Source organism: Alkalibacillus sp. S2W (assembly GCF_046764385.1).
GTDB classification, from domain to species: domain Bacteria; phylum Bacillota; class Bacilli; order Bacillales; family Alkalibacillaceae; genus Alkalibacillus; species Alkalibacillus almallahensis.
Genome location: NZ_CP177234.1, coordinates 1,499,371 through 1,523,422, shown reverse-complemented (window position 1 = coordinate 1,523,422; position 24,052 = coordinate 1,499,371). Strand labels below are relative to the sequence as shown.

The following is a 24,052-nucleotide window of genomic DNA, read 5'->3' as shown; positions in this document are numbered from 1 at the left end:
TAGATTATATAACGGTTAGGTGTTGATCATGAATGAAAATGACTTCGATAATTATGGCTATGTTGCTTATGCTACCAACAGGTGTGTCTGACAGTGAAAAGAGTGAGTGGGTGTTTACTTCAACTGGGGCTGGCGATACTGTGTTGTTACAAACAGAAGATACATTAGCTTTAATTAATACAGGGAATCCTCAAGAATTTGAAGAGTTAAATGAATCAATTGAGCTAACAAATCATGATACGATCAAGAGTATTGTGATGACCTCTTCAGAAGCGAACAGTTGTAATAATTTAACCCAGTTAATTGATAAATATGAAGTGCAATATGTTTATATGGTTCCGACTTTTGATGATGAGTGTTTAGATGAAAATGAAAATGTAGACGACATTACATTGCAACAAGAATCAACTTTCACTTTAAGTCGACGTTTATATATACAATATCGAACGTTGGAACATGATCAAGGAAATGTGTTTATTTCAAATGGTGCTACTTCTATGTATTGGTATGAGTCATCAGACGATTACGACATTACACATGCAGACGTGGCTTATTTCCCTTCATATTTGGAAAAAGAAGATGTTGATTTGAAGACGTTATATAAAATTGAACCTGAGGTTGCTATTATTAATGAAAACAATGATATTCAACCCAATTCATCTATTTATCAACATCTTCAAGAGCTTTGGGTTGATACGTATCTTTTATCAGATGAATTAGCAATCCATGTATTAAATGAAGATCGAGATTTTTCGGTGAAATTAGATAAGTTACAACAAAAATGATATATAATTTTTTTGTATATGGTTCCCTCATGCAGGTGAAAACTTGTTATAATATAAAGCATGTATGGGATGAATTGTATGTAGGAGCTGAGAATGTGTCATTAAAAGAATGGTTCCAACAGAAATGGGTATTGCTCTCTTTATCCATCATAATGACTGTATTAATAGTGTTTATTGTCGTTTCATCTTTTTTATATTATGATATTCAAGGTGGGCAAGGAGAGCAACAACAAACTTATATAGACATCGCGTTAGAGACTGCCCCAATCGAGCAAGTAGAAACGGATTACGTTTATCGCGGAGATGAAACCTATACGGTAGTGTTAGGTCAATCTGAAGAAGAATCATTATATGTTTTTGTACCACAAAGAGATTCACTTGATCCTAATGATATTTCTTGGATTTCAGCTAATGATGTGATGGCAAAAGAAGAAATCCGCAATAAATGGCAACAATCTTGCACTAATTGTGAATTGTTAAGTATCACCCCTGGCATGATGAACGACCGTTATATTTGGGAATTTATTTATGAGGAAAATGACAGTATGGTCTTCAGAACTTATACGTTTGAAGAAGGAGACGTGTACGATTCAATATCTTTTAGTCAAAACTAAGATAGGAGCGATACATATGGAATTAGCCGATCGAGTTCAATCATTAACACCATCTAGTACTTTGGCGATTACATCCAAAGCTAAAGCACTAAAAGCAGAAGGTCATGATGTCGTAGGATTAGGAGCAGGTGAACCTGATTTTAATACACCATCATATATTCTAGATGCTGCTAAGCAAGCAATGGATGAAGGAAAGACAAATTATACACCAGCTGGTGGTTTACCAGAACTAAAACAGGCAATCAGTGATAAGTTTAAACGTGACCAAAACTTATCATATGACTTAGATCAAGTTATTGTTACAACTGGTGCTAAGCACGCTTTATATGCTTTATTTCAAGTATTATTAAATCGTGGTGACGAAGTGGTAGTACCAAGTCCTTATTGGGTGAGTTATCCAGAACAAATTAAATTGGCAGAGGGTCAGCCTGTATTTGTAGCAACGAAGGAATCTAATCAATTTAAAATGACCCCTGAACAATTAGAAGAGGCTGTCACAGAATATACCAAAGCTGTGATCATTAACTCACCTAGTAATCCGACTGGTGTGCTTTATTCTGAAGATGAATTAAAAGCGTTAGGTGAAGTTGCTTTAAAGCATAATCTTTTAATTGTATCTGATGAAATTTATGAAAAACTGATTTACGGTGGTAAAGAACATGTATCGATGGCTCAAATGTCTGATCAATTGAAAGATCATACGGTTGTCATCAATGGTGTCAGTAAGTCCCATGCCATGACAGGATGGCGTATAGGTTATGCTGCTGGGAATAAGCAAATTATACAAGCAATGTCTAATTTAGCATCACATGCAACTTCAAACCCAACTTCTATTGCGCAATATGCTGCAATAGCGGCTTATACTCACGATGAAGAAGAGGTTAAGCAAATGAACCAAGCCTTTGAAGAACGGCTTGAGACATTGTATAATTGGTTATTGGACATCCCTAAGTTAACATGTGTTAAACCTGATGGAGCTTTCTATTTATTCCCTAATGTTCGACAAATTGTAGATGATTCACCTTTCGATTCTGTTGATGAATGGGTTAAACAATTACTTGAAGAAGAGAAACTGGCAATTGTTCCAGGGTCAGGTTTCGGGGCTGAAGATAATGTACGATTATCATATGCAACATCTCTAGACGATTTAGAAGAAGCAACGAAACGTTTAAAACGTTTTGTTGAGAAGTACAGTTAGGAGGCAGCGAACGTGAAAACAACTATAGCAAATGTACACAAGCACTTAAATGAAACAGTCACAATTGGAGCGTGGCTACATAATAAACGTTCAAGTGGCAAGATCTCATTTTTACAACTACGTGATGGCTCAGGATTTATTCAGGGTGTTGTTGCAAAGGCTGCAGTATCTGAAGAAGAGTTTGAGCTTTCAAAAGAAATATCACAAGAATCTTCTCTATATGTAACAGGTACAGTTGTAGAAGATAGTCGCAGTCCACTTGGTTATGAATTACAGGTGACGGGTCTTGAACTTATTCAAGAAGCTGTTGATTATCCAATTACACCGAAAGAACATGGTACGGAATTCTTAATGGACCATCGTCATTTATGGTTGCGTAGTAAGAAGCAACACGCAATCATGAAAGTCCGTAATGAAATCATTCGCTCAACTTATGAATTCTTTAATAATGAAGGGTTTGTTAAAATTGATCCGCCAATTTTAACAGGGGCATCAGCTGAAGGAACGACTGAATTATTCCATACCAAATACTTTGATGAAGATGCTTATCTCTCACAAAGTGGCCAGTTATATATGGAAGCAGCTGCTATGGCTTTAGGACGTGTCTTTTCATTTGGTCCGACATTCCGAGCTGAAAAATCCAAAACACGACGTCATTTAATTGAATTCTGGATGATTGAGCCGGAAATGGCATTTATGGACCACGAAGAAAGCTTACAAATGCAAGAAGAGTACGTCGCATTTGTCGTTCAATCCGTCTTAAAGAATTGCCAAGTTGAACTAGATACTTTAGAACGTGACAAATCACAACTTGAAAAGATTACAGCGCCATTTCCACGCATCAAGTATGCGGATGCAATTCAACTATTAAAAGATCAAGGATTTGATGATATTGATGATGGGGATGATTTCGGTGCACCACATGAAACAGCTATTGCCGAATCATTTGATAAACCTGTCTTTATCACCCACTTTCCATTAGACATCAAAGCCTTTTATATGAAACCAGATCCTGAAGATCCTGATTATGCATTATGTGCTGATTTAATTGCACCAGAAGGATATGGTGAGATTATTGGAGGTTCTGAGCGTATTGATGACTATGAATTAATGGCTCAGCGTTATAAAGAACATGATTTAGAAGGACCAGCTTATCAGTGGTATTTACAATTACGTCAATATGGTTCTGTTCCGCATTCCGGTTTCGGCTTAGGCTTAGAAAGAACGGTAGCTTGGATTACTGGAATAGAACATATTCGTGAAACAATACCATTTCCACGTTTATTAAATCGTTTATACCCATAGGAAATAGATGACTCATTCAGTGGGTCATCTTTTCTATTCTTGTTATGGAGGGAGTGGATAAAATGGAAGTACCGTTTTCTTATCAGAAATTATTAGCTGATCAACTTAGTATTCCATCTCAGTTGCTAGTTGATTACAAATCATTATCATTGAACGAAACTGACGTAATTGTCATTATGCAAATCATTCATATTCAACAAACTGGTACGCTATTGCCTACATTTGATCAAATCGCCCAGCGTATGACGATTAATGCGAATGAAGTAGCTAATGTTCTAAAAAAACTACGCAATCAATCACTTTTAAATATTGAACATGTTAAAGATGAGGACGGCCAAGAACAAGAATGGTATTCATTATCCCCCTTATTTTCCAATTTATATGAACAAGGAGAACCCTCATCAAGAGAGGAAGAGGGGAAACTATTTCAATTATTTGAGCAGGAATTTGCTCGTACATTATCACCCATTGAAATTGATACGGTAAGTCATTGGTTAGATGATGATCAATTTAAACCGGCATTAATTAAAGCCGCTTTAAGAGAAGCTGTTTTAATGGGGAAATTGAACTTTCGTTATATTGATCGTATTTTAAATGAATGGAAGAAAAAAGGGATTAAGTCAGCACAAGATGCTAAACAAGAATCACCGCAACAAAATCGTCAGGCACCGAAAGAAAAAAGAGATACTTCTGTTTACTATAATTGGTTAGAAGAGTAGGGGAGGAGAGAACTGGTGTTAACCAAAAAAGACATTCGATATGTATTAGATACATTGCAAGACATGTATCCAGATGCTGATTGTGAATTAGATCATGAGAATGAGTTAGAGTTGCTAATAGCTGTTGTCCTATCAGCTCAAGCAACTGATGCTTTAGTTAATAAAGTAACGCCTGATTTATTCGCTAAGTATAAAACACCAGAAGACTATATTAATGTCTCACTTGAACAATTACAACACGATATTAAACGAATTGGCTTATATCGTAATAAAGCGAAAAATATCCGAAAACTATGTACTGATTTAATTGAAAAACATGATGGTGAAGTACCAAATAGTTATGAGTCGCTTATTAACTTAGCAGGGGTAGGACGCAAAACAGCCAACGTTGTTATGTCTGTTGCATTTGGTATGCCAGCCATTGCTGTAGATACTCATGTCGAGCGCGTGTCTAAACGCTTAGGTCTATGCAGGTGGAAAGATTCTGTGTTAGAAGTAGAGAAGACACTCATGCGAAAAATACCTGAAGAGGAATGGAGCGCGACCCATCATCGCATGATCTTTTTTGGGCGCTATCATTGCCAGGCTAAAACACCTCATTGTCCAGAGTGTCCGCTGTTATCCGTTTGCCGAGAAGGACAAAAAAGAATGAAAAAACAGGATGTCTAAGTTTAGACATCCTGTTTTTTATGATTATATTTAGTTGGAATCTTGATTGCTGTCATCTTCTGTCGAATTCTCTTCGCTATCATCTGTGTTATTAGAATCATCTGTGTTGTTGGAATCGTCTGTATTACTAGAATCGTCTGTTTCGTTAGTGTCTCCGTTTTCTTGATTGTCGTCACCTGACTCTTCACTGGAGTCACCATCATTGGTATTATCTGATTCTTCATCGTTTTCATCAGATTCTTCGTTATTAGTGTTTTCTTCGTCCTCGCTATTATTGTCGTTATTTTCATCTTCTTCATTTTCATCATCATCTTTTTCATCCAAGAACTCTTCCCAGAAATCTGAATCTTCTGCTGGAATCTCGACTGATCCAGTTACAGGTTCGCTTTGATTTTCAGTATTTGCTGCATCGTAGGCTGTAATTTCAAAGGTATACGTTTGACCCTTTTCAATATTATTAAAGGTATAACTTGTGTCGCCGTAACCGCTAATAGAATCAACCTCTTGATCGTTAGCTGAAATGCTGATATCAAATTGGACATCACCACTTGATGGGTGAGACCAAGAAGCTTCAATGTTTTCTTCTTCAGCGTTAAAGTCAACTTGTAATGATTCAATTGGATCGATTTGTTCGTACTGATCAGATGTTTCAGATGGTTCATTACCTTCGACAAAGAGTTCAGTTACGATCTCGCTTTCAGGTGTGTATTCACTTGGTAACTTAGCAGGACGAGATCCTTCTTCAACTCCAATTTCTTTAACTGAATCCGGTTTGGAGAAATCTGCTGTATCTTCACCTTCTGATAATTGGGTCATCAACGTTTCAAAGATTCTGAAACGTGGATTTGTGTTTTCAATTGTAGTTTGTTCGTCATAACCGGTCCAAACAGAAATCGTATAGTTTGTTGAATACCCAACAAACCATGAGTCAACAGTTTTATCAGTTGTACCTGTTTTACCAGCCACTGGTATAGAACCAAAGTTAAGTTCATCTGCAGCTGTTCCGTTAGGATTCTCAATCGTGTCTTTAAGCATGTCAGAGATCATATAAGCCGTGTAATCTTCCATGACTGGTGTGCTTTCACGATCTGGCTCCATTGTTCGGCCATCAGGGAATTCGATCTTCGTAATGGTATGTGGTTCATTATACATACCTTGATTACCAAATGCTGCATATGCACCCGCCATCTCGTAAGCATTTGTTTGGACTTCATTGGAACCACCGAGTGGCATTGCAGCATTCACGTTACCTTCGATTGATGAAATTCCTAAGTTGCGAGCAAATTCCCCTGCAGCTTCTTGATCAAGGTGCTCACGGGCATTAATAACAGCTGGTACATTTAATGAACGGTATAGGGATTCTCGCATGGTAACCCAACCTGTATATCCTCGACTAACAGTCTTTTCACTGTCCCAAGGAAGATAGTCCTCTTCACGACTATTATTATATTGATGATACGTAGAAAACTGATTTTGTTCTATAACAGGGCCGTAACTGACGATTGGTTTAATTGCCGAACCTGGTCCACGCCCAATATCCGTTGCATAGTTTTGGTTAAATGGTTGTGTTCGATTACGGCCGCCACCAATGGCTAGCACTTGACCTGTTTTTGTATCAAGAGCTGTCACACCTGCTTCTAATTCATTGTTCGGGAAAGCAGAGCTATCATGACTTAGCAATTCCTTCAATTGTTGCTGAGCATCTTGGTCTAATGTTGTGTGAATCGTTAAACCAGCTGTGTGAATATTTAAATCTTCTTGTTCTATTAATTTTTCAGCTTCATCATATACTGTTTCAATAAAGGCAGGATAATTTACTTCACTTGATTCATTATTCTCTTGAACCATGTCTGATACATTGACTTGTTTCGCTTCTTCAGCTTCTTGTTCAGTAATTTTATCATGATGGACCATTAAGTCTAAGACTGTATCGCGGCGGTCTTGAGCACGTTCTGGATGCTCTAATGGATTATAACCACTAGGTCTTTGAGGTAAACCTGCTAATAAGGCCGCTTCAGAAAGTGTTAAATTATTCAAGTCCTCTTTGCCATAATAGTATTCAGATGCTTGTTGAATGCCATAAATGCCGTTACCATAATAAATTTTATTTAAATACATCATTAAGATTTGTTCTTTAGAATATTCTTGCTCTAATTTGAGTGCTAAATATTGTTCTTGTACTTTTCGCTCAAGGACTTTTTTGTCCGACAGTAAAAAGTTCTTGATTACTTGTTGAGTAATCGTACTAGCGCCTTCTGCTCCGAATCCTTCTTTTATATTTGCGATGACTGCAGCACCGATTCGACGAATATCAATACCACTATGTTCATAGAAGCGAGCATCCTCTGTAGCAATGACTGCATCTTCAACAACAGGGGATAGGTCACTATATTCAATAACGGTGCGGTTTTCAGTTGCTAAGTTCGCAATTTCTTCACCGTTACGATCTAAAATCGATGTTCCTGCTGGTACTTGTAATTCTTCTTCATTAAGCTCAGGTGCATCACTGATATATGAATAAACGACACCAGCACCAACTAATGTCATGACTAGTCCAATAATCAATAATGTTAAAAAGACTTTTTTCCAATTGATTTTCTTATTTTGTTTTTTCTTTTGTTTATTGGCTTTCCGACTCTTTACTTGATCACTCATAATTATTCTCCTCCGTAAAATAAACGTCATCAATTACTTGTAAATAATCAACTTTGGCTTGTAAGCGGAATGGGATGACGAAACCATGTTCAGCGATGTAAGGATATGGGATCGATTTTCGACCGCCATTTTCTTGTTCGTTCCAAATAGATAAAAAATGAGATAAAGGTAATAAAAACGTTTCGTTCATATTAGAAAAACGAACAATTAAAAATGAAATTCCGCCATGATCATGAATACGTTTCATGTGTTCAACTTGGTGATTATGGATATTACTTAAAGGTAATGATTGTTTGTTTTTAGTTTCTTTAGCCTCAAAGTCAATATGACGTCCTTGGTAGAGTCCGTTGAAGTCTGTTGTTGATGGTCTACGATAATAAGCCTCTTTAATAACAGCTGCACTACGTTTAGGATAATCAACATCCACAACTTGGATTGGTGTTGGTTTCTTATGGATGACTGCTTTTCCGGACTCTAAATAATATTTATTCGTATCATTAATGTCTTTTTCGAGGGTCATACCTCGGTTAGCATAGGCGTCTTTAGTTTGATGTTTTTGAGTGTTTTTTCTGTTGCGTTTAATGTGAGATGACTGACGACTGCCTTTAGGATATTGCAAAGTTAATTCCTCCTCAGCATTTATTATACCAAATTTTAAAGTAAAAAGAATTGGATATACTGTGAATATGTTGAATACTGATAAAGGAATGATGATATGCGACCTTTAGTCGTTTATGACCTCGAGGAACAAACAGCTAACTTTAACATCGATAATATAGCTCGAACCCATGCATATTGGCAGTTTTATGTGAATCATCCTGAAATAAAATGGTCATTTTTAGCTTCTACTGTATCCCGCAATGCTGGTTGGAACATGACGGACTTAACATTACCAGTTTATAAAACCCTACTGTCGGAACAAGATCGTAAAGCGTTATTTTTAACTTATGAAAGTATTAATTGGTTTATCTTTCGCGATGCGTATCCTCAGTTGCTGATTTACGAACAGTCAAAGCTACAAGGGAGACCGCTATTCTTTTTACTAAAATACTTTGGTGTTTCTTCATTTATGGAACAAGAGTGGTATCACTTTTACCAAACTAAAGATACTGAAAGACTATTAACAGCTCAAATTATTAATGAGCAACAATTAATCCAACAGCCAATTATAAAAAATAACCCTTATCAGCGTAAAGTATTTAAACAGTTACCTTATTATATACAGTCAATCTTACATCTTAATTCAATCTTAATCCCTACTATGCAGGGAAAAGTATATGGGCTTAATGTCCCACCATTTCAAAATGTAACAAATCGCATTCGATTCGGAAAACAAGTAGCGAATATCTTATTTTATCCTTATCTATATCCATTGTTTTATGATTTTTCTGACCAAGTTGACATTATAGGCAGTCGTAAGGCTTATGAACAATTTACATTATCCAATATAGAAACAGTAAGTGAACCACTACGTGAGTGTTATACCCGAATTGATCATTCTATAACATATAACATGAGTGATTGGGTGAAGGATACGAGAATTAAACGTAAATGGTGGAAAGAAGAAAAGAAAGTTGATCCAAAACCTTTCTATAAACAGTTTGTGCATAAAAGACAACTATTGGCTCAAGTGGCGAATATCTCAGAACCTCAAAAGAAGCATCTTGTCAATTAAAACCACTTTACTTCTAGTTTTGTCTATTTGGTTCGATTATCGTCACTAAGCAAGGGTTTTCCCTCTGTCATCATGAATACCATGATAAAGAAGAAAGGGGGAAATGGTGTGGAACAGATGATTACGAATCCCTATGTTGATAAAGGTGAACTATTATTATCATTAGATGAATTAGAACAAGCATTAGATCAATTAACAGATCAAATAGAAGATAAAATTCAGAAAAAGGGCACTAAATAATAGAATTCAGTTATATTTCATGATACATTAGATGTAGAAAGGTGGATGTTATGCAGGCTTTTATCGACTTAACGAAAGAACTAAGGCATCAGCTCTTAGAAAATTGCTTTGATCGATATGAAAACGGTTATAAATTTAATCGCAAAATATACGATGAGTTTTACCAAGTTAAAAATGAATCGCTTAATCAATTTGAAAAGATTGAGAAGTGGGAAGAGGATGCAAACGCGATTGTTCATCAAATTCCGTTATTTCCTAATCAGATTAAAAATACAAAAGATAACTTAGAGATTATGATTTTGCATAGCTATTTTCATGATGTACGGAAGAAACGATTTATGGAATTGTATCAATCGGTTATGTATAATTTAGATCTCGTTTTAAATGACGTTAGTATAACAGATCATTCCTAAATCGTTTTCCTAAAATTGAAGATATAGATGAATAAAGAGGAGAGGTCGAGATGGAGAAAGAGCAACTAGTAAATGCAGCGCAAGAAATGTTATCGCAAGCTTATGTGCCATATTCTAAATTCCCTGTGGGTGCAGCATTGTTAACAAAGGATGGCGAAGTTTTTCAAGGCTGTAACATTGAAAACGCTTCCTATCCATTAACATGTTGTGGTGAGCGCGTAGCTATTTTTAAAGCAGTATCTCAAGGCGTTCGTGACTTTGAAGCTTTAGCTGTTATGGCTAATACAGATCGCCCAGTACCACCTTGTGGCGCTTGTCGACAGGTGATGAGTGAATTCTTTGAACCGTCAATGCCTGTTTATATTACGAACAAGAATCTAGAAGTGAAAGAAACGACAGTTCAAGAATTGTTACCTTTCTCTTTTACACCAGAGGATTTAGAATCTGGCCAAAATTAATATAACTTTAATGTTTTTTCAGAGAGCTAGTTAACACTAGCTCTTTTTTTGATATACTAGTATTATGAAATCAATTGCAATTATAGGATATAAACCACATGAACTGAATATATTTAATGAACAAGACCAAAAAATAACCGTCATTCAAGAGGCGATTAAACGTCAACTAGTGCCTCTTGTTGAACAAGAGTTGGAATGGATTGTGATCTCTGGTCAACCAGGGGTAGAAATGTGGGCATTTGATGTTGTCGAGCAATTAAAAAATGACTACGACCTAAAAATAGCGGTGATTCCGCCATTTCAGAACCAAGATCAGGTATGGAACGAAGAAAAACAGCAGAAATATCAAACAATGCTCTTAAAAGCTGACTTTTCACAACCATTAAGCCAAAAATCTTATGAAGGGCCTTCACAATACCAAACCCGAGACAAATGGCTGCTTAACAAGACGGATGGTTGTTTGATTGTCTATGAGGATGAATATGGTGGCTCGCCTAAATATTTTCATCAACTTGTATTACAGTATCAAGAACAAAAAGATTATGAGATGTTCCAGATCAATGCGTTTGATTTAGAAGAAATAGCTCGTGATATGCAAGAATCTGGACTATTAGAATATGATTAATCGTAGGAGGGTATTTATTTATGTATAAACCACAGCTTACTAATCAAGACATTTTAGATAAGGAATTCAAAACATCGATGCGCGGATACAATCAGGATGAAGTGGACGAGTTTTTAGATGTTGTCATTAAGGATTACGATTACTTCGAAAAAGAGATCAGCCGATTAAAAGAAGAGATGGAACGGATCACGAATGCTTCAAGTGGTTCACCACAATTTGAAACAACAAACCAAAGTCGTTCTCAAGTCAATGCTGATGTTCTACAAAGGTTATCGAATTTAGAAAAAGCTGTATTTAGTCGTGGCGGGCGAAGTGAGTAAGAGTCATTTTGTTAATATTTACAGTCGAATTATTTAATATGATGTGTTAAAATACGTTGTTCAGGCATAAATAAGGAAGATCAATGTTAATGTAATTGCTCAAGTACAGCTTGAGAGGAAAGTCCATGCTCACACTAGCTGAGATGCTAGTAGTGTTCGTGCTTGACGAAACCATAAGTCAAGGTAGTTACCTTAAAGGTAGCTAACGGCAAGGCTGTAGCCTACGTCTTTTCGATAGGGCTACAATACCTTTAAAGTGCCACAGAGACGAGCTTGATTGGAAACAATCGAGGTGGAACGCGGTAAACCCCGCGAGTGAGCAACCCAAACAATGGTAGGGGCACTTCTTGCAAGGAATTCAACTTAGCAAGAAGACAAGCATTTATGGCTTGTAGATAGATGATTACACTCGGCGTACGAGATTGACCACCGTTAGCAGTACTAAGAGACAGAACATGGCTTACCAAACATTGATCGGTCACCTTATTTATGCCTTTATTTCATATTGAATAAATTATTTCATACATACTATAGATAGATGATTTCAGATTTGCGAAAGGAATGACTCTCGTGTCAAATCAACTCACTTTAATAGCAACAGCAGCTATGGGCTTAGAAGGTCTTGTTAAGCAAGAACTACAAGACTTAGGCTATCATGACTTAAAAACTGAAAATGGGAAAGTTATTTTTAAATCAGACTTTGCAGGAATCGCACGTACCAATCTTTGGTTAAGAACGGCTGATCGCGTCAAAGTTCTAGTCGATGAGTTCGATGCCTATAGCTTCGATGAATTATTCGAACAAACAAAAGCTTGCCCATGGGAAGATTGGTTACCTGAAGATGCTTTTATTCATGTTGTCGGTAAATCACATAAATCTAAACTCTATTCGGTGCCAGATTGTCAATCGATCGTAAAGAAAGCGATTGTTTCTCGTTTGCAAGAGCAATATCATATTCATTCACGTTTAGAAGAATCAGGCGTACGTTATAAAGTGGAAGTCGCTATACTTAAAGATCGCGTCACACTTTCACTTGATACAACAGGGGCTGGTTTACACAAACGTGGCTATCGAATCGATCAAGTGGACGCACCACTTAAAGAAACCCTAGCCGCTGCATTAGTTAAGTTAACGAATTGGACACCTGATAAGACATTGGTCGATCCCTTCACAGGCTCTGGTACTATACCAATTGAAGCCGCATTAATTGGTCAGAATATTGCACCGGGATTTAATCGTGATTTTTCCGCACAAGAATGGGACTTTCTACCACAATCCATTTGGGATGAAGCTTTAGAAGAAGCAGAGGACATAGCCAATTATGATCAACCATTATCCATAACTGGTTCAGATATCGATCACAATGCGATTGAAATAGCGACTAATAATGCACTTGAAGCAGGGTTAGCTGATCTAATTGAATGGAAGCAAATGAATGTTAAAGATCTTCGTCCCAAATCTGATGTAGGTTATGTGATTGGGAATCCACCTTATGGTGAACGTCTTAGTGATCGTGATGAAGTAGAATCATTATACCGTGCTTTAGGCGGTATTATGAAGGATTTCCCTAAATGGAGTGTGTACATGTTAACTTCACATGAGCAATTTGAAAAGCATTATGGTGTTCAGGCATCGAAAAAGCGAAAGCTATTCAACGGTTTTATTAAAGCAGACTATTATCAATTCTTCGGTAAAAAATATTGATGAACATTGACCATCTAGTGCAAGCGCTAGATGGTTTTTCATAATTTGAGATGATTAGAAGGAGCGAATAAAGGGGATTATAAGAATAAAAAGGTGGTTACACATATGGCTATAATTTCATCAATTGGTACAAGTGTCCCGCGTCACCGGTTTAGTCAATCAGAAGCAAAACAATTCATCTCACAATATACGAATGAATCACTTCAAAAATATCTAGCTGTGTTTGATCAAGCAGCGATTGATACACGTTATTTTGCAGCGGATCGAGAATGGCTTCATAGTGAGAATAAATTAAGTGATCGCCATCAATTATGGTTTGAAGAAGGCTTAAATCTTGCTCAAGAAGCAGTTGAGAATTGCCTTGGTAACTATGATCAATCTTTAGAAATTGACGCCATCATTAGTGTGACTAGCACGGGAATATTAACGCCTTCATTTGATGCTCATCTCATTAATGAATTACAACTTTCATCGTCGATAAAGCGCATGCCTATGTTTGGATTAGGTTGTGCGGGAGGGGCTATTGGTTTAGCAAGAGCTTATGATTATCTAAAAGCTCATCCAGATGAATCGTTATTATTAGTGTGTTGTGAGTTAGCATCCACTGCCTTTCACCCGCGAGATTTAACGAAAAAAGATATTGTCGGTGCCGCAATCTTTAGTGACGGGGCAGCAGCTGTATTATTATTAGGTGCTAATCATGATCTTGTAAAACAATCTGAAGGCTGTACTGTTCAAATCAACACGACTGACTCAAAGCTATTACCAGACTCTCTTGATGTGATGGGTTGGGACGTTAAGGATGATGGATTTCATGTGGTGTTTAGTCAAAAGATCCCGAGATTGGTGAATTCTTTTTGGGCACCTCAGGTACAAGAATTTCTAGAACGAAACAATTTAACCCAGAATGATTTGAATTTTGTTGTTGCGCATCCAGGTGGCAAGAAAATCATTGAACAATTAGAAGACATAATACCTGATTTACTTAAACTAGATACAGCAAAATCCGTCTTAAGACAGTTTGGTAATATGTCATCGCCTACAGTATTATTTGTATTACAAAGCTATATCAATCAGGAGTTAAAACAAGGTGATAAGGGGCTCTTAACTGCTCTAGGACCAGGATTTTCTTCAGAAATATTACTGTTGGAGGTCATATAATTGTTTTATGTGGTCATATTCATTTATTTAATAGCGCTAAGATTATATGAATTAGGATTGGCCCGCAAAAATGAGGCTTATCAGTTGAAACGTGGCGGAATTATGATCAATGACCCTTATTACCATTGGATTGTGCTTGTCCATTCGTTATTTCTATTTAGTTTAATTGTTGAAAGTTATATCTCACATCAGTGGCAGCAATCAATTCCTTGGCTATTGTTCGTCATATTTATAGTTTTACAATTATGCCGTGTTTATGTCATTAAAACTTTGGGTCGATTATGGAATACAAAAGTTATTATCAACCCTACAAACGATGAACGTGTTACAAATGGTTTATTTCGTTGGGTAAAGCATCCTAATTATTGGATCGTATTTTTTGAATTCATTTGCTTGTCATTGATGTTTCATGCTTATCTGACTGCCTTTATATTTCCTTTATTACATGTTGCGCTAATGACAAAAAGAATTCCGTTAGAAAATCAAGCGTTAAGTCTGTATGATGAGAAATAAAAGGGAGGGGTTCAATTGATTATATCAGTTCAGTCCGCATATGAATGGAACTTAAGGCAAGATCTAATCTTTGTTGACTGTCGTTTCGATTTACAAGATCCTGAAAAAGGGAAGGTATCTTACGCACATGAACATATACCAGGTGCAGTATATATGGACTTGGAGAAGGATTTGAGTGGTGAAATCAAAGAAACAGGTGGTAGACACCCACTGCCAGATCTTAATCAATTTTTGGATACTCTAAAACAAGCAGGAATTAATGATCAATCAATTGTGATTGCTTATGATGATAACCATGCATTTGCCTCTCGTTTTGTTTGGTTATTAAAAGCAATAGGTCATGAAGAAGCTTATGTATTAGATGGTGGTCTCTCAGCGTGGAAGGAAGCCGGGCTTTCAACAACAGATGAAGTTCCCATCAATCATAAAATTGAGAAAGAGCAAAGCTGGAGATTAGTGCAATCGCTAATAGCAACTCAAAGCGATGTTCAACACTACATTCAAAAAGAAAATGTGGCACTAATTGATTCCAGAAGCCACGATCGCTATACGGGACAGCATGAACCAATTGATAAAAAAGCAGGTCATATACCGACAGCTTTGAATTATGATTGGACAGCATTATTTGAAAATGGATTTTTTAAACATAACGAGCAACTACAAAAACATTTTGAAGTGCTCAATGAGTATTCTCAAATTGTCGTTTATTGTGGTTCTGGGGTTACAGCAGCACCTAATGTGATAGCACTTTGGCAAGCTGGTTTTTCCAATGTGCTGTTGTATGTTGGCAGCTTTAGTGATTGGATCACGAATGACAGCAATCAAATAAAAACAGGAAATCAACCTTAATATACAAAAAACGGCAATCATTCAATGAATGATTGCCGTTTGTATATGATGATTCTTAATTATTTTTTATTAACGTTAGAAGCCTGTGGGCCACGGTCGCCTTCAACAATTTCGAATTCAACGTCTTGACCTTCGTCTAATGTTTTGAAACCATCTTCGTTAATTGCAGAGTAGTGTACGAATACATCGTCTCCACCTTCTACTTGGATAAAGCCATATCCTTTCTCTGCGTTAAACCATTTTACTGTACCGTTTTGCATTTTAAAAAGCCTCCTAAAAACTTGCCATTCATAGATAATTTTATGAATGGATTATTCACAATTGACGTTCCGTATCCAAAAAAGGGTAACTCCCATAGAAATGAAGGATCACAAATGCATCTCTCACTTCTATAGAAGTTACCCGACTTTCTTTATGATACTTCACGTCTCAATTGCACTTTCAGTATATCCGATATAAAATACAAAGTCAAGAGTTAAGTGTATCTAAAATTTAGGAGTGATCGTGTGACAATCAATATTGGCTTAACTGGTTGGGGAGACCATCCTGATATACATGAACAAGACATCGGTTCTAGACATAAATTGTCTTCTTATGCTGCTCATTTTCCTGTTGTTGAGTTGGATAGTTGCTTCTATAGCATCATGAGCCCAGAGCAAATAAGAAGTTGGGATCAACAGACACCAAATAATTTTTCATTTGTTGTTAAAGCATACCAGGCATTTACTGGTCATGATCGCCAAACATATACACGGAAAGAAATTAAGTCGATGTTCCAATCATATCAGCAGCAGATCGACCCTTTAATTGAATCAGGTAAATTAAATGCAATATTATTTCAATTTCCGCCATGGTTTGATGTCCGTCGAAAGCATATTCAACGGTTGAAATTCATTCGCGAACAATTTCAATGCTATCCAATTGCGATTGAATTTCGCAATCGGTCATGGTATCAAGAACAAATAATAGCAGACACAATCAACTTCTTAAGGGAAGATGAATGGATCCATACTATTTGTGATGAACCTCAAGCTGGTCAGTCTTCGATTCCAGTTGTCCCAGAAATTACTCATGAAAAACAATCCTTAATACGGTTTCATGGTCGTAATGTCTATGGTTGGAACCAAAGTGGCCAAGAAAACTGGCGAGAAGTCCGATTTTTATACAATTATAATGATGAAGAATTGAAATCATGGCGTGATCGTGTGCAGAATTTATCTCAACAAGTAGAGCAATTAACCATTTTGTTTAATAACAATTCGGGACATCATGCTTATGCCAATGCAAAACGTTTTCAGCATTTGCTAGGTATAAATTATACCGGATTAAACGCGAAACAAATCGATTTATTTTCGGATCAATGAACAATCCTTGCACCTAAATATCGTTGGTTCCAGTAACTATCAGATAAATTACTAATGGTTACACCTGATGATGTTCCAGCATGGATAAATTGATTATTTCCGATATAAATGCCGGCATGCGATGGCCCTGGTTGATAGGTTTCAAAAAACACTAAATTACCGACGCTTGGCTTTGAAGTAGGGGAGGTAGCATTCCAGATATCGCTAACCGTACGTGGTAAATAACTTCCTTGCTGGCTATATACATATTGTAAAAAGCCACTACAATCAAATCCGCTTCTTGTTGTTCCGCCCCAACTGTATGGCGTTCCTACTAGTGAACGTGCTGTTGAAATAACGGATCGGTTTGATTGTTTTTGAACAGTTTCGGATTTTTGTTTTGTATTTGATTGTGATTGAGACATATGACTAACTTGTTGTGTTTCTTCATGATGTACGATCGTTGGGGGTTCTAATTGACTTAAATCTAACTTGTCATCACTAAACTGATCAAATTTTTCAAGCGCTTCTTTCGTGTTAGGCCCAGCAATACCGTCAACTTTTTCATCATATAGACGTAATGCTTTAAGTGAGTTTTGCAGTTTTTCAACTCTTTTTGATTGCTCGCCGAATTTAATTTCCTCCGCTACATCCGTGATAGATGTGATATAATGATCGTGAAAAACTTGGTCTAACATATTAGCTGTTTCTTGATTTAGCTCACCATTAGCAGCTAAATGGTGATCTGTTTGGAACTGCTTCACAGCATATTCGGTTAAAGCATTATATTGAGCGGTCTCTTTCTTAGGATAATATTCTATTGTTTTTAATTTTCGGTGCAAGGTTAAAACCGCTTCACCATGGTCGCCGTAACTCAAAGGCGTCGATTGAACGGAAGCTATTTCGCTAGCATGCACTGGTGAATAAAAAGCAAACGGAGACGCTAGAGCTAAATTTCCTGCTATTGCACCTAATATCATTTTTTTAGTAGGTGTTGCATTCACCATAATGATCACACCTTTCAAGTACTCTAATATGACTATATGTCAGAAATTGAAGGGTATACATTACAGTTTTGTAACGAAATGAACGGAGGGGTAACAATGACTATTAAAAATGAAGAAGCCTATTTAAATATGAGTGACTATACGCTTAATCATGGTCAAGACCGTCATGATCGAACAGGAGTCGGAACACGTTCAATCTTCGGCTATCAAATGCGTTTTGATCTTCAAGATGGTTTCCCTTTACTTACGACTAAGAAAGTTCCATTTAAATTAATTGCCAGTGAATTGTTGTGGTTTATTAAAGGGGACACAAACATTCGTTATTTGCTTCAGCATAATAATAATATTTGGAATGAATGGGCTTTTAAAAACTGGGTTGAAAGTGATGATTACACAGGGCCGAATATGGATAACTTTGGGGTGCGTGCTCAACAAGATGAGGCATTTAATAAAATCTACCAAGAACAAATGCAACTGTTTAAACAATACATATTAGAAGACGATGACTTTGCTGAACGGTTTGGACACTTAGGTGAAGTTTATGGTAAGCAGTGGAGAAACTGGCAAAGTTCTCAAGGGGAGACGATTGATCAATTAAAGCAGGTCGTTCATGATATTAAAACGAATCCTAACTCTAGACGATTGATTGTATCTGCTTGGAACCCTGAAGATATTCCATCAATGGCTTTACCACCATGTCACACATTATTTCAATTTTACGTAGAAGATGGACGGCTATCTTGTCAACTTTATCAACGGAGTGGTGATATTTTTCTTGGTGTACCATTTAATATAGCAAGTTATGCTTTACTAACACATCTTGTGGCGCATGAATGTGGGCTTGAGGTTGGTGAGTTCATTCACACATTTGGTGATGCTCATATTTATCATAATCATTTTTCACAAGTAAAGACACAATTAGAGCGTGAGATGATGCCATTACCAACATTAAAAATTAACCAAGAAAAACAATCAATTTTTGACATTAAACTAGATGATTTATCAATTACAGGATATGATCCACATCCAAGTATTAAGGCACCAGTTGCTGTATAAGGAGGTTATTCATGACATATTCAATGATCGTAGCGATGGACGAAAATCATGTGATTGGTTTGGATCAAGGGATGCCCTGGCACTTACCGAATGATTTGAAATATTTTAAATCGGTTACCTCACAGTCGACAATTGTTATGGGAAGAAAAACGTTCGAATCGATCGGGAGACCACTTCCTAAACGTCATAACATCATATTAACAAGGCAAAAGGATTTCAACCCAGAAGGATGTACAGTTATTCATAGTATGGAAGAGTTACAAGATGTTGTTTTATCCAATGAACATGTATTTATTATTGGTGGAGCAGCCCTTTTTGCTGAAGCATTATCATTTGCCGATTACATGTATATAACTCATATCCATTCGACTTTTGAAGGTGATACTTATTTTCCGGAAGTTGATTGGTCCAAGTGGGCATTAGTTGAAAGAACAGAAGGGGAGACGGACGAAAAGAACCAACATGCACATACTTTTTCTGTTTATAAGCGACAATAAGTGAACATTTTGTAACAGTCCTCTCGATATGTTTGCAAAATGAGTTGAAATAAGCGACAATGTAGTTAGTAATAGTATGGGACAGGTAGGTGTATGTATGACAGTCGGTGTACCGGGATTAATTTTAATTTTAATTATCCTTCTCATTATATTTGGACCGAAGAAATTACCTGAATTAGGTCAATCACTTGGCCAATCATTAAGAGAATTTAAAAATTCTACACGTGGCATAACTGATGAAGATGATTCAGAATCAAAAAAGACGACTGATCGTCAATAAATTATAAATGGAGTGATATTATGGGCATCGGTAGCATCGGATTACCAGGGTTAATTTTAATCGTATTAGTATTATTGCTTGTTTTTGGCCCATCGAAGTTACCAGAGATCGGTAAAGCATTTGGTTCTTCGTTAAAGGAATTTAAAAAAGCAACGAACGATTTAATGTCTGACGATTCAAACTCGTCGAATTCCTCTAACACGAAAGAGCAACAGTCAGATTCTAATAAACAATAATGATCGTTTCACCAAGGTGTAAGGAGTTCCTTACATCTTCTTTTATGATAAATGTTATGGTGAGATTGGTAGTAAGAGGTGAAACTTTTGACGCATGAGGAAGAAATAGATCAACAAGAAATGGATTGGACAGGTCACTTAGGTGAACTCAGGCGCCGTTTTTTCTGGAGTTTTATCGTATTTGCTCTGTCCTTCGGTGTCGGCTTTTATTTCCGTGAAGAGGTTTATAACTATGTAGCGAATGATGTGCCCTTTCAGCTGACTGTACTTAGTCCATTCGATATAATTTGGGTATATGTCATTATCGGGACGATTGTTGGTTTTCTAATTACGATACCGTTTTTAGCTTTACAGTTGTGGTTATTTATAAAACCTGGTCTAACCAAGCATGAAGCACGCGTTAGCTTATTATATGTTCCAGCGATTTTTATCCTATTTGCTTTAGGATTAGGTTTTGGTTATTTTATTATTAAAGATTTAGTTTTGAATTTCTTACTTGGTTTAAGTGACGGTGTCGTGAATGAAATGTTTACGGTTAATAAATATTTCCGTTTTATTATGCAAATCACTGTACCGTTTGCATTTTTCTTTGAAGTACCACTCATTGCTATGTTCTTAACGAGTCTAGGTGTATTAACACCTGACTATATGAAACGGACAAGAAAGTATGCTTATTTAATTCTTGTCATATTGGGGACTATGTTATCCCCACCTGACTTTATATTACAACTCATTGTGGCTGCGCCAATGATATTACTTTATGAGTTAGCGATTATGACATCAGGAATTGTTTATAAACGAAGGTTGAAAAAATTAGCCGCTATTCAAGATCAATTAGATAACGAATAAAAGCAGGTGTTTATGTTTGAGATCATTTTATCATTTTGCTATGCAATATAGAGGAATCCAAAATAAACATGATGCGCGGAAACAACTTGCTGAAGCAATATTTCGTGATCATGGATTCCCCAAACAGTCTGTAAATTATAATGAGATAAGTGAATATCTAGAAATGAATAGTCCATTTCCTAAGGCAATCCAAATTTTTGATCAACTTTGGGAAGAGTACGAGCGACATACTGAAACATGATAAGAGGCTTCACCACTTGTGGTGAAGCCTTTATCATCTTAAAATCCATTAGCAAACGTATGCGCTACCAACAATGATTAGTAAAATGAAAAGCACAACAATTAGTGTGAAGCCGTTATTATCATATCCTTTACCCATGATGCATGCCTCCTTCATTGGTTTCACTCCTAACCTATGCAGCTTTTACCCATTGTGTATAGGCTGTTGTAGCATTGAGAAAACTTAGTTATCTTGTATGTATAAGTCGTATTTTGCGCTTACCCGGGAAATAAAGGAGGTTAATGAATGATATTACCTGAAGATTGGGAGCAAAATTTAAAACCAGAATTAAATCAAGCGTATTTTCAACATTTATTAGAAACGGTAGAACAAGCCTATACTGAGAACGTTATTTATCCTTCATATCATCAACTGTTTCGTGCTTTTGAATTAACACCCTTTGCCAATGTAAAAGTGGTCTTGTTAGGGCAAGATCCTTACCACCAACCGAATCAAGCGAATGGACTTAGCTTCTCTGTTCCTAAAGGGCAAGCTTTTCCACCATCGCTTCGAAATATTAATAAAGAGTTGTGGAATGATTTAGGTTGTGAGCTACCACATGGTGATTTAGCGCAATGGGCTGAAGAGGGTGTACTAATGTTAAATACATCTCTAACAGTCAAACAAGGTGAAGCAAATAGCCACCGTCGTTTAGGTTGGCATTCTTTCACAGACGACGTCATTACACAATTAAGTGAAAGTCATTCCCATATTGTCTTCATTTTATGGGGGAAGCAAGCTTATCAAAAAGCTCAGCTTATTCAATCGCGCCACACGATTGTGCATGCGCCGCATCCAAGTCCTTTATCAGCTTATCGAGGGTTCTTTGGAAGCCAACCATTCACACAAGTTAATAAGGCTTTAATAAGACACCAACAAACGACTATTGATTGGTGTTTGACACATTAGCCTATACAATAAGGGTCATAATCCCGTATAAGTATAGTAGCTGATAAAGGAGTGAGATGGAATGGAACCCATGTATCATTGGCATAATCCTGTGCACAGCGGCTTTGTGAATCATAGAAAACCGAATTTCTTAGAAAAATTGTTTGGTTCAACCCACAATCGTAAGCCCTTGCTGATGCAAGCTAAATCAAATGAACATTCATTGCATGAAACGCTTCATATGGTTCAAAAAGGGTTAACACTTGTACAACAATTAATACCGGTTTGGAAACAATACGGTCCGCTTTTAAAGCATGCACCTTTTATGGTTGATATGATAAAATTAATGATGGAAGATGAAAAACATGATGAATCAAAGATTGCAATTGATGATCATGATTTAGATAAAACTAAATACCATGATTTGGGTGTAAGCAAAGTGAATCAAACTAAAGAAAGCCGTCACGATCAACTTCCAGAACCTAAATTGTATATCTGATTTGTCATTTAAGAGGTGATGATTTTGTCTAATAACTTAAAACTAGCAACATTTGCTGGCGGTTGCTTTTGGTGTATGGTTGAACCATTCGACCGCCGTCCAGGAATTGAATCCATTGAATCAGGTTATACAGGGGGACATACGAAAAATCCAACTTATGAAGAAGTATGTTCAGAGACCACTGGACACCGAGAAGCTGTACAAATCAAATATAATCCTTCTGTGTTTCCTTATGAAGATTTATTAGAGATCTTTTGGCAACAAATCGATCCAACTGATGCAGGTGGTCAATTTAATGATCGAGGCGAGTCGTACAAGCCAGCTATTTATTATCATGATGAAGAACAAAAACAATTAGCTGAACAATCTAAGCAAGCCTTAGTTGAAAGTGGTAAATTTAAAGATCCAATTGTCGTCGATATCCTTGAAGCTAAAACATTTTATCCTGCTGAAGAAGAACACCAAGATTATTATAAAAAACACCCTTTCCATTATAAAATGTATAAAAAAGGATCAGGTCGACAAGGTTTTATTAAAGAACATTGGTCAAATCAGCAAGAAATGGACGATTTAAAAAATCGATTAACTGATATACAGTATAAAGTCACGCAAGAAGATGCAACAGAAACTCCATATCAAAATGAGTACTGGGATCACGAAGAAGACGGGATTTACGTTGATATTGTGAGTGGTGAGCCACTATTTTCATCAAATGATAAGTATGATGCGGGCTGTGGTTGGCCAAGCTTCACGAAACCCATCGCACCGTTAGAAGAAGATCTTGATACTTCTTTAGGGATGCGCCGAATAGAAGTGCGCAGTCAACATGCAGATAGTCATTTAGGTCATGTGTTTGACGATGGACCTCAAGAAGCAGGTGGTATGCGTTATTGTATTAATTCTGCTGCGCTTAAATTTATACCGAAAGAACAGCTGGATGAACAAGGTTACGGCAAGTATAAAGTATTATTCGATTAATAAGTAGGAGTGATAACAGTGATTCATAAAACATGGGAGCAAAATGAACCTATTAAACAAATTAAATGTGTTCACACAAATGCGGAAAAATTTACAGTAGAAAATGTGTTAACATCAGGCAAAACATATGACGTAAAAAATGAATCAGAAGAATTTTACTTTGTTATTGATGATAGTGGTAAAATGGGCGGCTTTTACAAAGATTATTTTCAAGAGGTTTAAAATTAAGGGTTCTA

Annotated in this window: 32 protein-coding genes and 1 other RNA gene; 28 read left to right on the top strand and 5 right to left on the bottom strand. The window is 36.6% G+C overall.

Annotated elements, in window-relative coordinates; genetic code table 11:
* Positions 1–32 precede the first annotated feature (32 nt).
* From ACKXGF_RS08215 to nth, 6 genes are all read left to right on the top strand, one after another.
* Positions 33–785 (top strand): hypothetical protein, encoded by a 753-nt coding sequence (locus ACKXGF_RS08215; protein ID WP_411953308.1) that lies wholly within the window; start codon positions 33–35, stop codon positions 783–785.
* A gap of 95 nt (positions 786–880) precedes the next feature.
* Positions 881–1,399, top strand: a complete 519-nt coding sequence (locus tag ACKXGF_RS08210; RefSeq protein ID WP_411953307.1) for a DUF5590 domain-containing protein — start codon at positions 881–883, stop codon at positions 1,397–1,399.
* A 16-nt stretch (positions 1,400–1,415) separates the two neighbouring features.
* Positions 1,416–2,597, top strand: coding sequence for a pyridoxal phosphate-dependent aminotransferase (locus tag ACKXGF_RS08205; RefSeq protein ID WP_411953306.1), 1,182 nt, complete (start codon positions 1,416–1,418; stop codon positions 2,595–2,597).
* Positions 2,598–2,609: 12 nt separating this feature from the next.
* Positions 2,610–3,902, top strand: a complete 1,293-nt coding sequence (gene asnS, locus ACKXGF_RS08200; protein ID WP_167262384.1) for an asparagine--tRNA ligase — start codon at positions 2,610–2,612, stop codon at positions 3,900–3,902.
* 62 nt (positions 3,903–3,964) lie between these two features.
* Entirely contained in the window at positions 3,965–4,621 is a 657-nt protein-coding gene (locus ACKXGF_RS08195) for a DnaD domain-containing protein (protein WP_306978130.1), read from the top strand.
* 15 nt (positions 4,622–4,636) lie between these two features.
* Positions 4,637–5,290: an endonuclease III gene (nth, locus tag ACKXGF_RS08190; protein WP_411953305.1), complete on the top strand. Its 654-nt coding sequence runs from the start codon at positions 4,637–4,639 to the stop codon at positions 5,288–5,290.
* A gap of 30 nt (positions 5,291–5,320) precedes the next feature.
* Here the strand turns inward: nth and ACKXGF_RS08185 are convergent, their stop codons facing one another.
* Positions 5,321–7,945: a PBP1A family penicillin-binding protein gene (locus ACKXGF_RS08185; RefSeq protein ID WP_411953304.1), complete on the bottom strand. Its 2,625-nt coding sequence runs from the start codon at positions 7,943–7,945 to the stop codon at positions 5,321–5,323.
* Entirely contained in the window at positions 7,938–8,564 is a 627-nt protein-coding gene (gene recU, locus ACKXGF_RS08180; protein WP_411953303.1) for a Holliday junction resolvase RecU, read from the bottom strand. The genes ACKXGF_RS08185 and recU overlap by 8 nt, the downstream gene beginning before the upstream one ends.
* A gap of 96 nt (positions 8,565–8,660) precedes the next feature.
* Between recU and ACKXGF_RS08175 the strand changes: the two genes are divergently transcribed.
* The 11 genes from ACKXGF_RS08175 to ACKXGF_RS08125 all read left to right on the top strand — a co-directional run bounded on the left by ACKXGF_RS08175 (position 8,661) and on the right by ACKXGF_RS08125 (position 15,903).
* A complete protein-coding gene (locus ACKXGF_RS08175) occupies positions 8,661–9,620 on the top strand; it encodes a DUF2515 family protein (protein ID WP_411953302.1) in 960 nt (319 codons plus the stop codon).
* Positions 9,621–9,728: 108 nt separating this feature from the next.
* The gene (locus ACKXGF_RS08170; RefSeq protein WP_411953301.1) at positions 9,729–9,860 is read left to right on the top strand and encodes a hypothetical protein; all 132 of its coding nucleotides are present in this window, start codon (positions 9,729–9,731) and stop codon (positions 9,858–9,860) included.
* Positions 9,861–9,910: 50 nt separating this feature from the next.
* The gene (locus tag ACKXGF_RS08165; protein WP_411953300.1) at positions 9,911–10,273 is read left to right on the top strand and encodes a DUF1798 family protein; all 363 of its coding nucleotides are present in this window, start codon (positions 9,911–9,913) and stop codon (positions 10,271–10,273) included.
* 50 nt (positions 10,274–10,323) lie between these two features.
* Positions 10,324–10,731, top strand: coding sequence for a cytidine deaminase (locus ACKXGF_RS08160; RefSeq protein ID WP_411953299.1), 408 nt, complete (start codon positions 10,324–10,326; stop codon positions 10,729–10,731).
* 64 nt (positions 10,732–10,795) lie between these two features.
* Complete coding sequence (locus ACKXGF_RS08155; RefSeq protein WP_411953298.1) at positions 10,796–11,356, top strand: SLOG family protein; 561 nt, start codon at positions 10,796–10,798, stop codon at positions 11,354–11,356.
* Positions 11,357–11,376: 20 nt separating this feature from the next.
* Positions 11,377–11,676 (top strand): cell division regulator GpsB, encoded by a 300-nt coding sequence (gene gpsB, locus ACKXGF_RS08150; protein ID WP_411953297.1) that lies wholly within the window; start codon positions 11,377–11,379, stop codon positions 11,674–11,676.
* An 83-nt stretch (positions 11,677–11,759) separates the two neighbouring features.
* Positions 11,760–12,144: RNase P RNA component class B (gene rnpB, locus ACKXGF_RS08145), an RNA gene on the top strand.
* A 93-nt stretch (positions 12,145–12,237) separates the two neighbouring features.
* On the top strand, positions 12,238–13,380 hold the full coding sequence (locus tag ACKXGF_RS08140; protein ID WP_411953296.1) for a THUMP domain-containing class I SAM-dependent RNA methyltransferase: 1,143 nt from the start codon (positions 12,238–12,240) through the stop codon (positions 13,378–13,380).
* A 93-nt stretch (positions 13,381–13,473) separates the two neighbouring features.
* Positions 13,474–14,541, top strand: a complete 1,068-nt coding sequence (locus tag ACKXGF_RS08135) for a type III polyketide synthase (protein WP_411953295.1) — start codon at positions 13,474–13,476, stop codon at positions 14,539–14,541.
* 9 nt (positions 14,542–14,550) lie between these two features.
* Positions 14,551–15,054: an isoprenylcysteine carboxyl methyltransferase family protein gene (locus tag ACKXGF_RS08130; RefSeq protein ID WP_411955570.1), complete on the top strand. Its 504-nt coding sequence runs from the start codon at positions 14,551–14,553 to the stop codon at positions 15,052–15,054.
* Positions 15,055–15,069: 15 nt separating this feature from the next.
* A complete protein-coding gene (locus ACKXGF_RS08125) occupies positions 15,070–15,903 on the top strand; it encodes a sulfurtransferase (RefSeq protein WP_411953294.1) in 834 nt (277 codons plus the stop codon).
* A gap of 59 nt (positions 15,904–15,962) precedes the next feature.
* Here the strand turns inward: ACKXGF_RS08125 and ACKXGF_RS08120 are convergent, their stop codons facing one another.
* Positions 15,963–16,163: a cold-shock protein gene (locus tag ACKXGF_RS08120; protein WP_167260455.1), complete on the bottom strand. Its 201-nt coding sequence runs from the start codon at positions 16,161–16,163 to the stop codon at positions 15,963–15,965.
* 246 nt (positions 16,164–16,409) lie between these two features.
* On the opposite strand from ACKXGF_RS08120, the gene ACKXGF_RS08115 reads away from it, so the two are divergent.
* Positions 16,410–17,267, top strand: a complete 858-nt coding sequence (locus ACKXGF_RS08115; protein ID WP_411953293.1) for a DUF72 domain-containing protein — start codon at positions 16,410–16,412, stop codon at positions 17,265–17,267.
* Here ACKXGF_RS08115 and ACKXGF_RS08110 read toward each other — a convergent pair.
* Complete coding sequence (locus ACKXGF_RS08110; RefSeq protein WP_411953292.1) at positions 17,261–18,253, bottom strand: NlpC/P60 family protein; 993 nt, start codon at positions 18,251–18,253, stop codon at positions 17,261–17,263. The two genes, ACKXGF_RS08115 and ACKXGF_RS08110, sit on opposite strands and share 7 nt — an antisense overlap.
* A 96-nt stretch (positions 18,254–18,349) precedes the next feature.
* On the opposite strand from ACKXGF_RS08110, the gene ACKXGF_RS08105 reads away from it, so the two are divergent.
* The 6 genes from ACKXGF_RS08105 (at position 18,350) to ACKXGF_RS08080 (ending at position 21,412) form a co-directional block, all read left to right on the top strand.
* Positions 18,350–19,309, top strand: coding sequence for a thymidylate synthase (locus tag ACKXGF_RS08105; protein WP_411953291.1), 960 nt, complete (start codon positions 18,350–18,352; stop codon positions 19,307–19,309).
* Between the two features lie 11 nt (positions 19,310–19,320).
* Positions 19,321–19,806: a dihydrofolate reductase gene (locus ACKXGF_RS08100; protein ID WP_411953290.1), complete on the top strand. Its 486-nt coding sequence runs from the start codon at positions 19,321–19,323 to the stop codon at positions 19,804–19,806.
* 97 nt (positions 19,807–19,903) lie between these two features.
* Entirely contained in the window at positions 19,904–20,086 is a 183-nt protein-coding gene (locus ACKXGF_RS08095; RefSeq protein ID WP_167260447.1) for a twin-arginine translocase TatA/TatE family subunit, read from the top strand.
* A 20-nt stretch (positions 20,087–20,106) separates the two neighbouring features.
* On the top strand, positions 20,107–20,322 hold the full coding sequence (gene tatA / locus ACKXGF_RS08090) for a twin-arginine translocase TatA/TatE family subunit (RefSeq protein WP_167260445.1): 216 nt from the start codon (positions 20,107–20,109) through the stop codon (positions 20,320–20,322).
* Positions 20,323–20,409: 87 nt separating this feature from the next.
* On the top strand, positions 20,410–21,171 hold the full coding sequence (gene tatC / locus ACKXGF_RS08085; RefSeq protein WP_411953289.1) for a twin-arginine translocase subunit TatC: 762 nt from the start codon (positions 20,410–20,412) through the stop codon (positions 21,169–21,171).
* A 16-nt stretch (positions 21,172–21,187) separates the two neighbouring features.
* Positions 21,188–21,412 carry a YozE family protein gene (locus ACKXGF_RS08080; RefSeq protein ID WP_411953288.1) on the top strand — a complete coding sequence of 75 codons (225 nt, stop codon included), beginning with the start codon at positions 21,188–21,190 and terminating at the stop codon, positions 21,410–21,412.
* A gap of 48 nt (positions 21,413–21,460) precedes the next feature.
* On the opposite strand, the gene ACKXGF_RS08075 is transcribed toward ACKXGF_RS08080, so the two are convergent.
* On the bottom strand, positions 21,461–21,550 hold the full coding sequence (locus ACKXGF_RS08075) for a YjcZ family sporulation protein (RefSeq protein ID WP_167260439.1): 90 nt from the start codon (positions 21,548–21,550) through the stop codon (positions 21,461–21,463).
* A 147-nt stretch (positions 21,551–21,697) separates the two neighbouring features.
* On the opposite strand from ACKXGF_RS08075, the gene ACKXGF_RS08070 reads away from it, so the two are divergent.
* From ACKXGF_RS08070 to ACKXGF_RS08055, 4 genes are all read left to right on the top strand, one after another.
* Positions 21,698–22,360: a uracil-DNA glycosylase gene (locus ACKXGF_RS08070; RefSeq protein ID WP_411953287.1), complete on the top strand. Its 663-nt coding sequence runs from the start codon at positions 21,698–21,700 to the stop codon at positions 22,358–22,360.
* Positions 22,361–22,421: 61 nt separating this feature from the next.
* A complete protein-coding gene (gene vrrA / locus ACKXGF_RS08065) occupies positions 22,422–22,838 on the top strand; it encodes a VrrA/YqfQ family protein (RefSeq protein ID WP_411953286.1) in 417 nt (138 codons plus the stop codon).
* Positions 22,839–22,856: 18 nt separating this feature from the next.
* Positions 22,857–23,816, top strand: a complete 960-nt coding sequence (gene msrA, locus ACKXGF_RS08060; RefSeq protein WP_411953285.1) for a peptide-methionine (S)-S-oxide reductase MsrA — start codon at positions 22,857–22,859, stop codon at positions 23,814–23,816.
* An 18-nt stretch (positions 23,817–23,834) separates the two neighbouring features.
* Positions 23,835–24,038, top strand: coding sequence for a DUF6501 family protein (locus ACKXGF_RS08055; protein ID WP_167260431.1), 204 nt, complete (start codon positions 23,835–23,837; stop codon positions 24,036–24,038).
* The last annotated feature ends 14 nt before the right edge of the window (positions 24,039–24,052 follow it).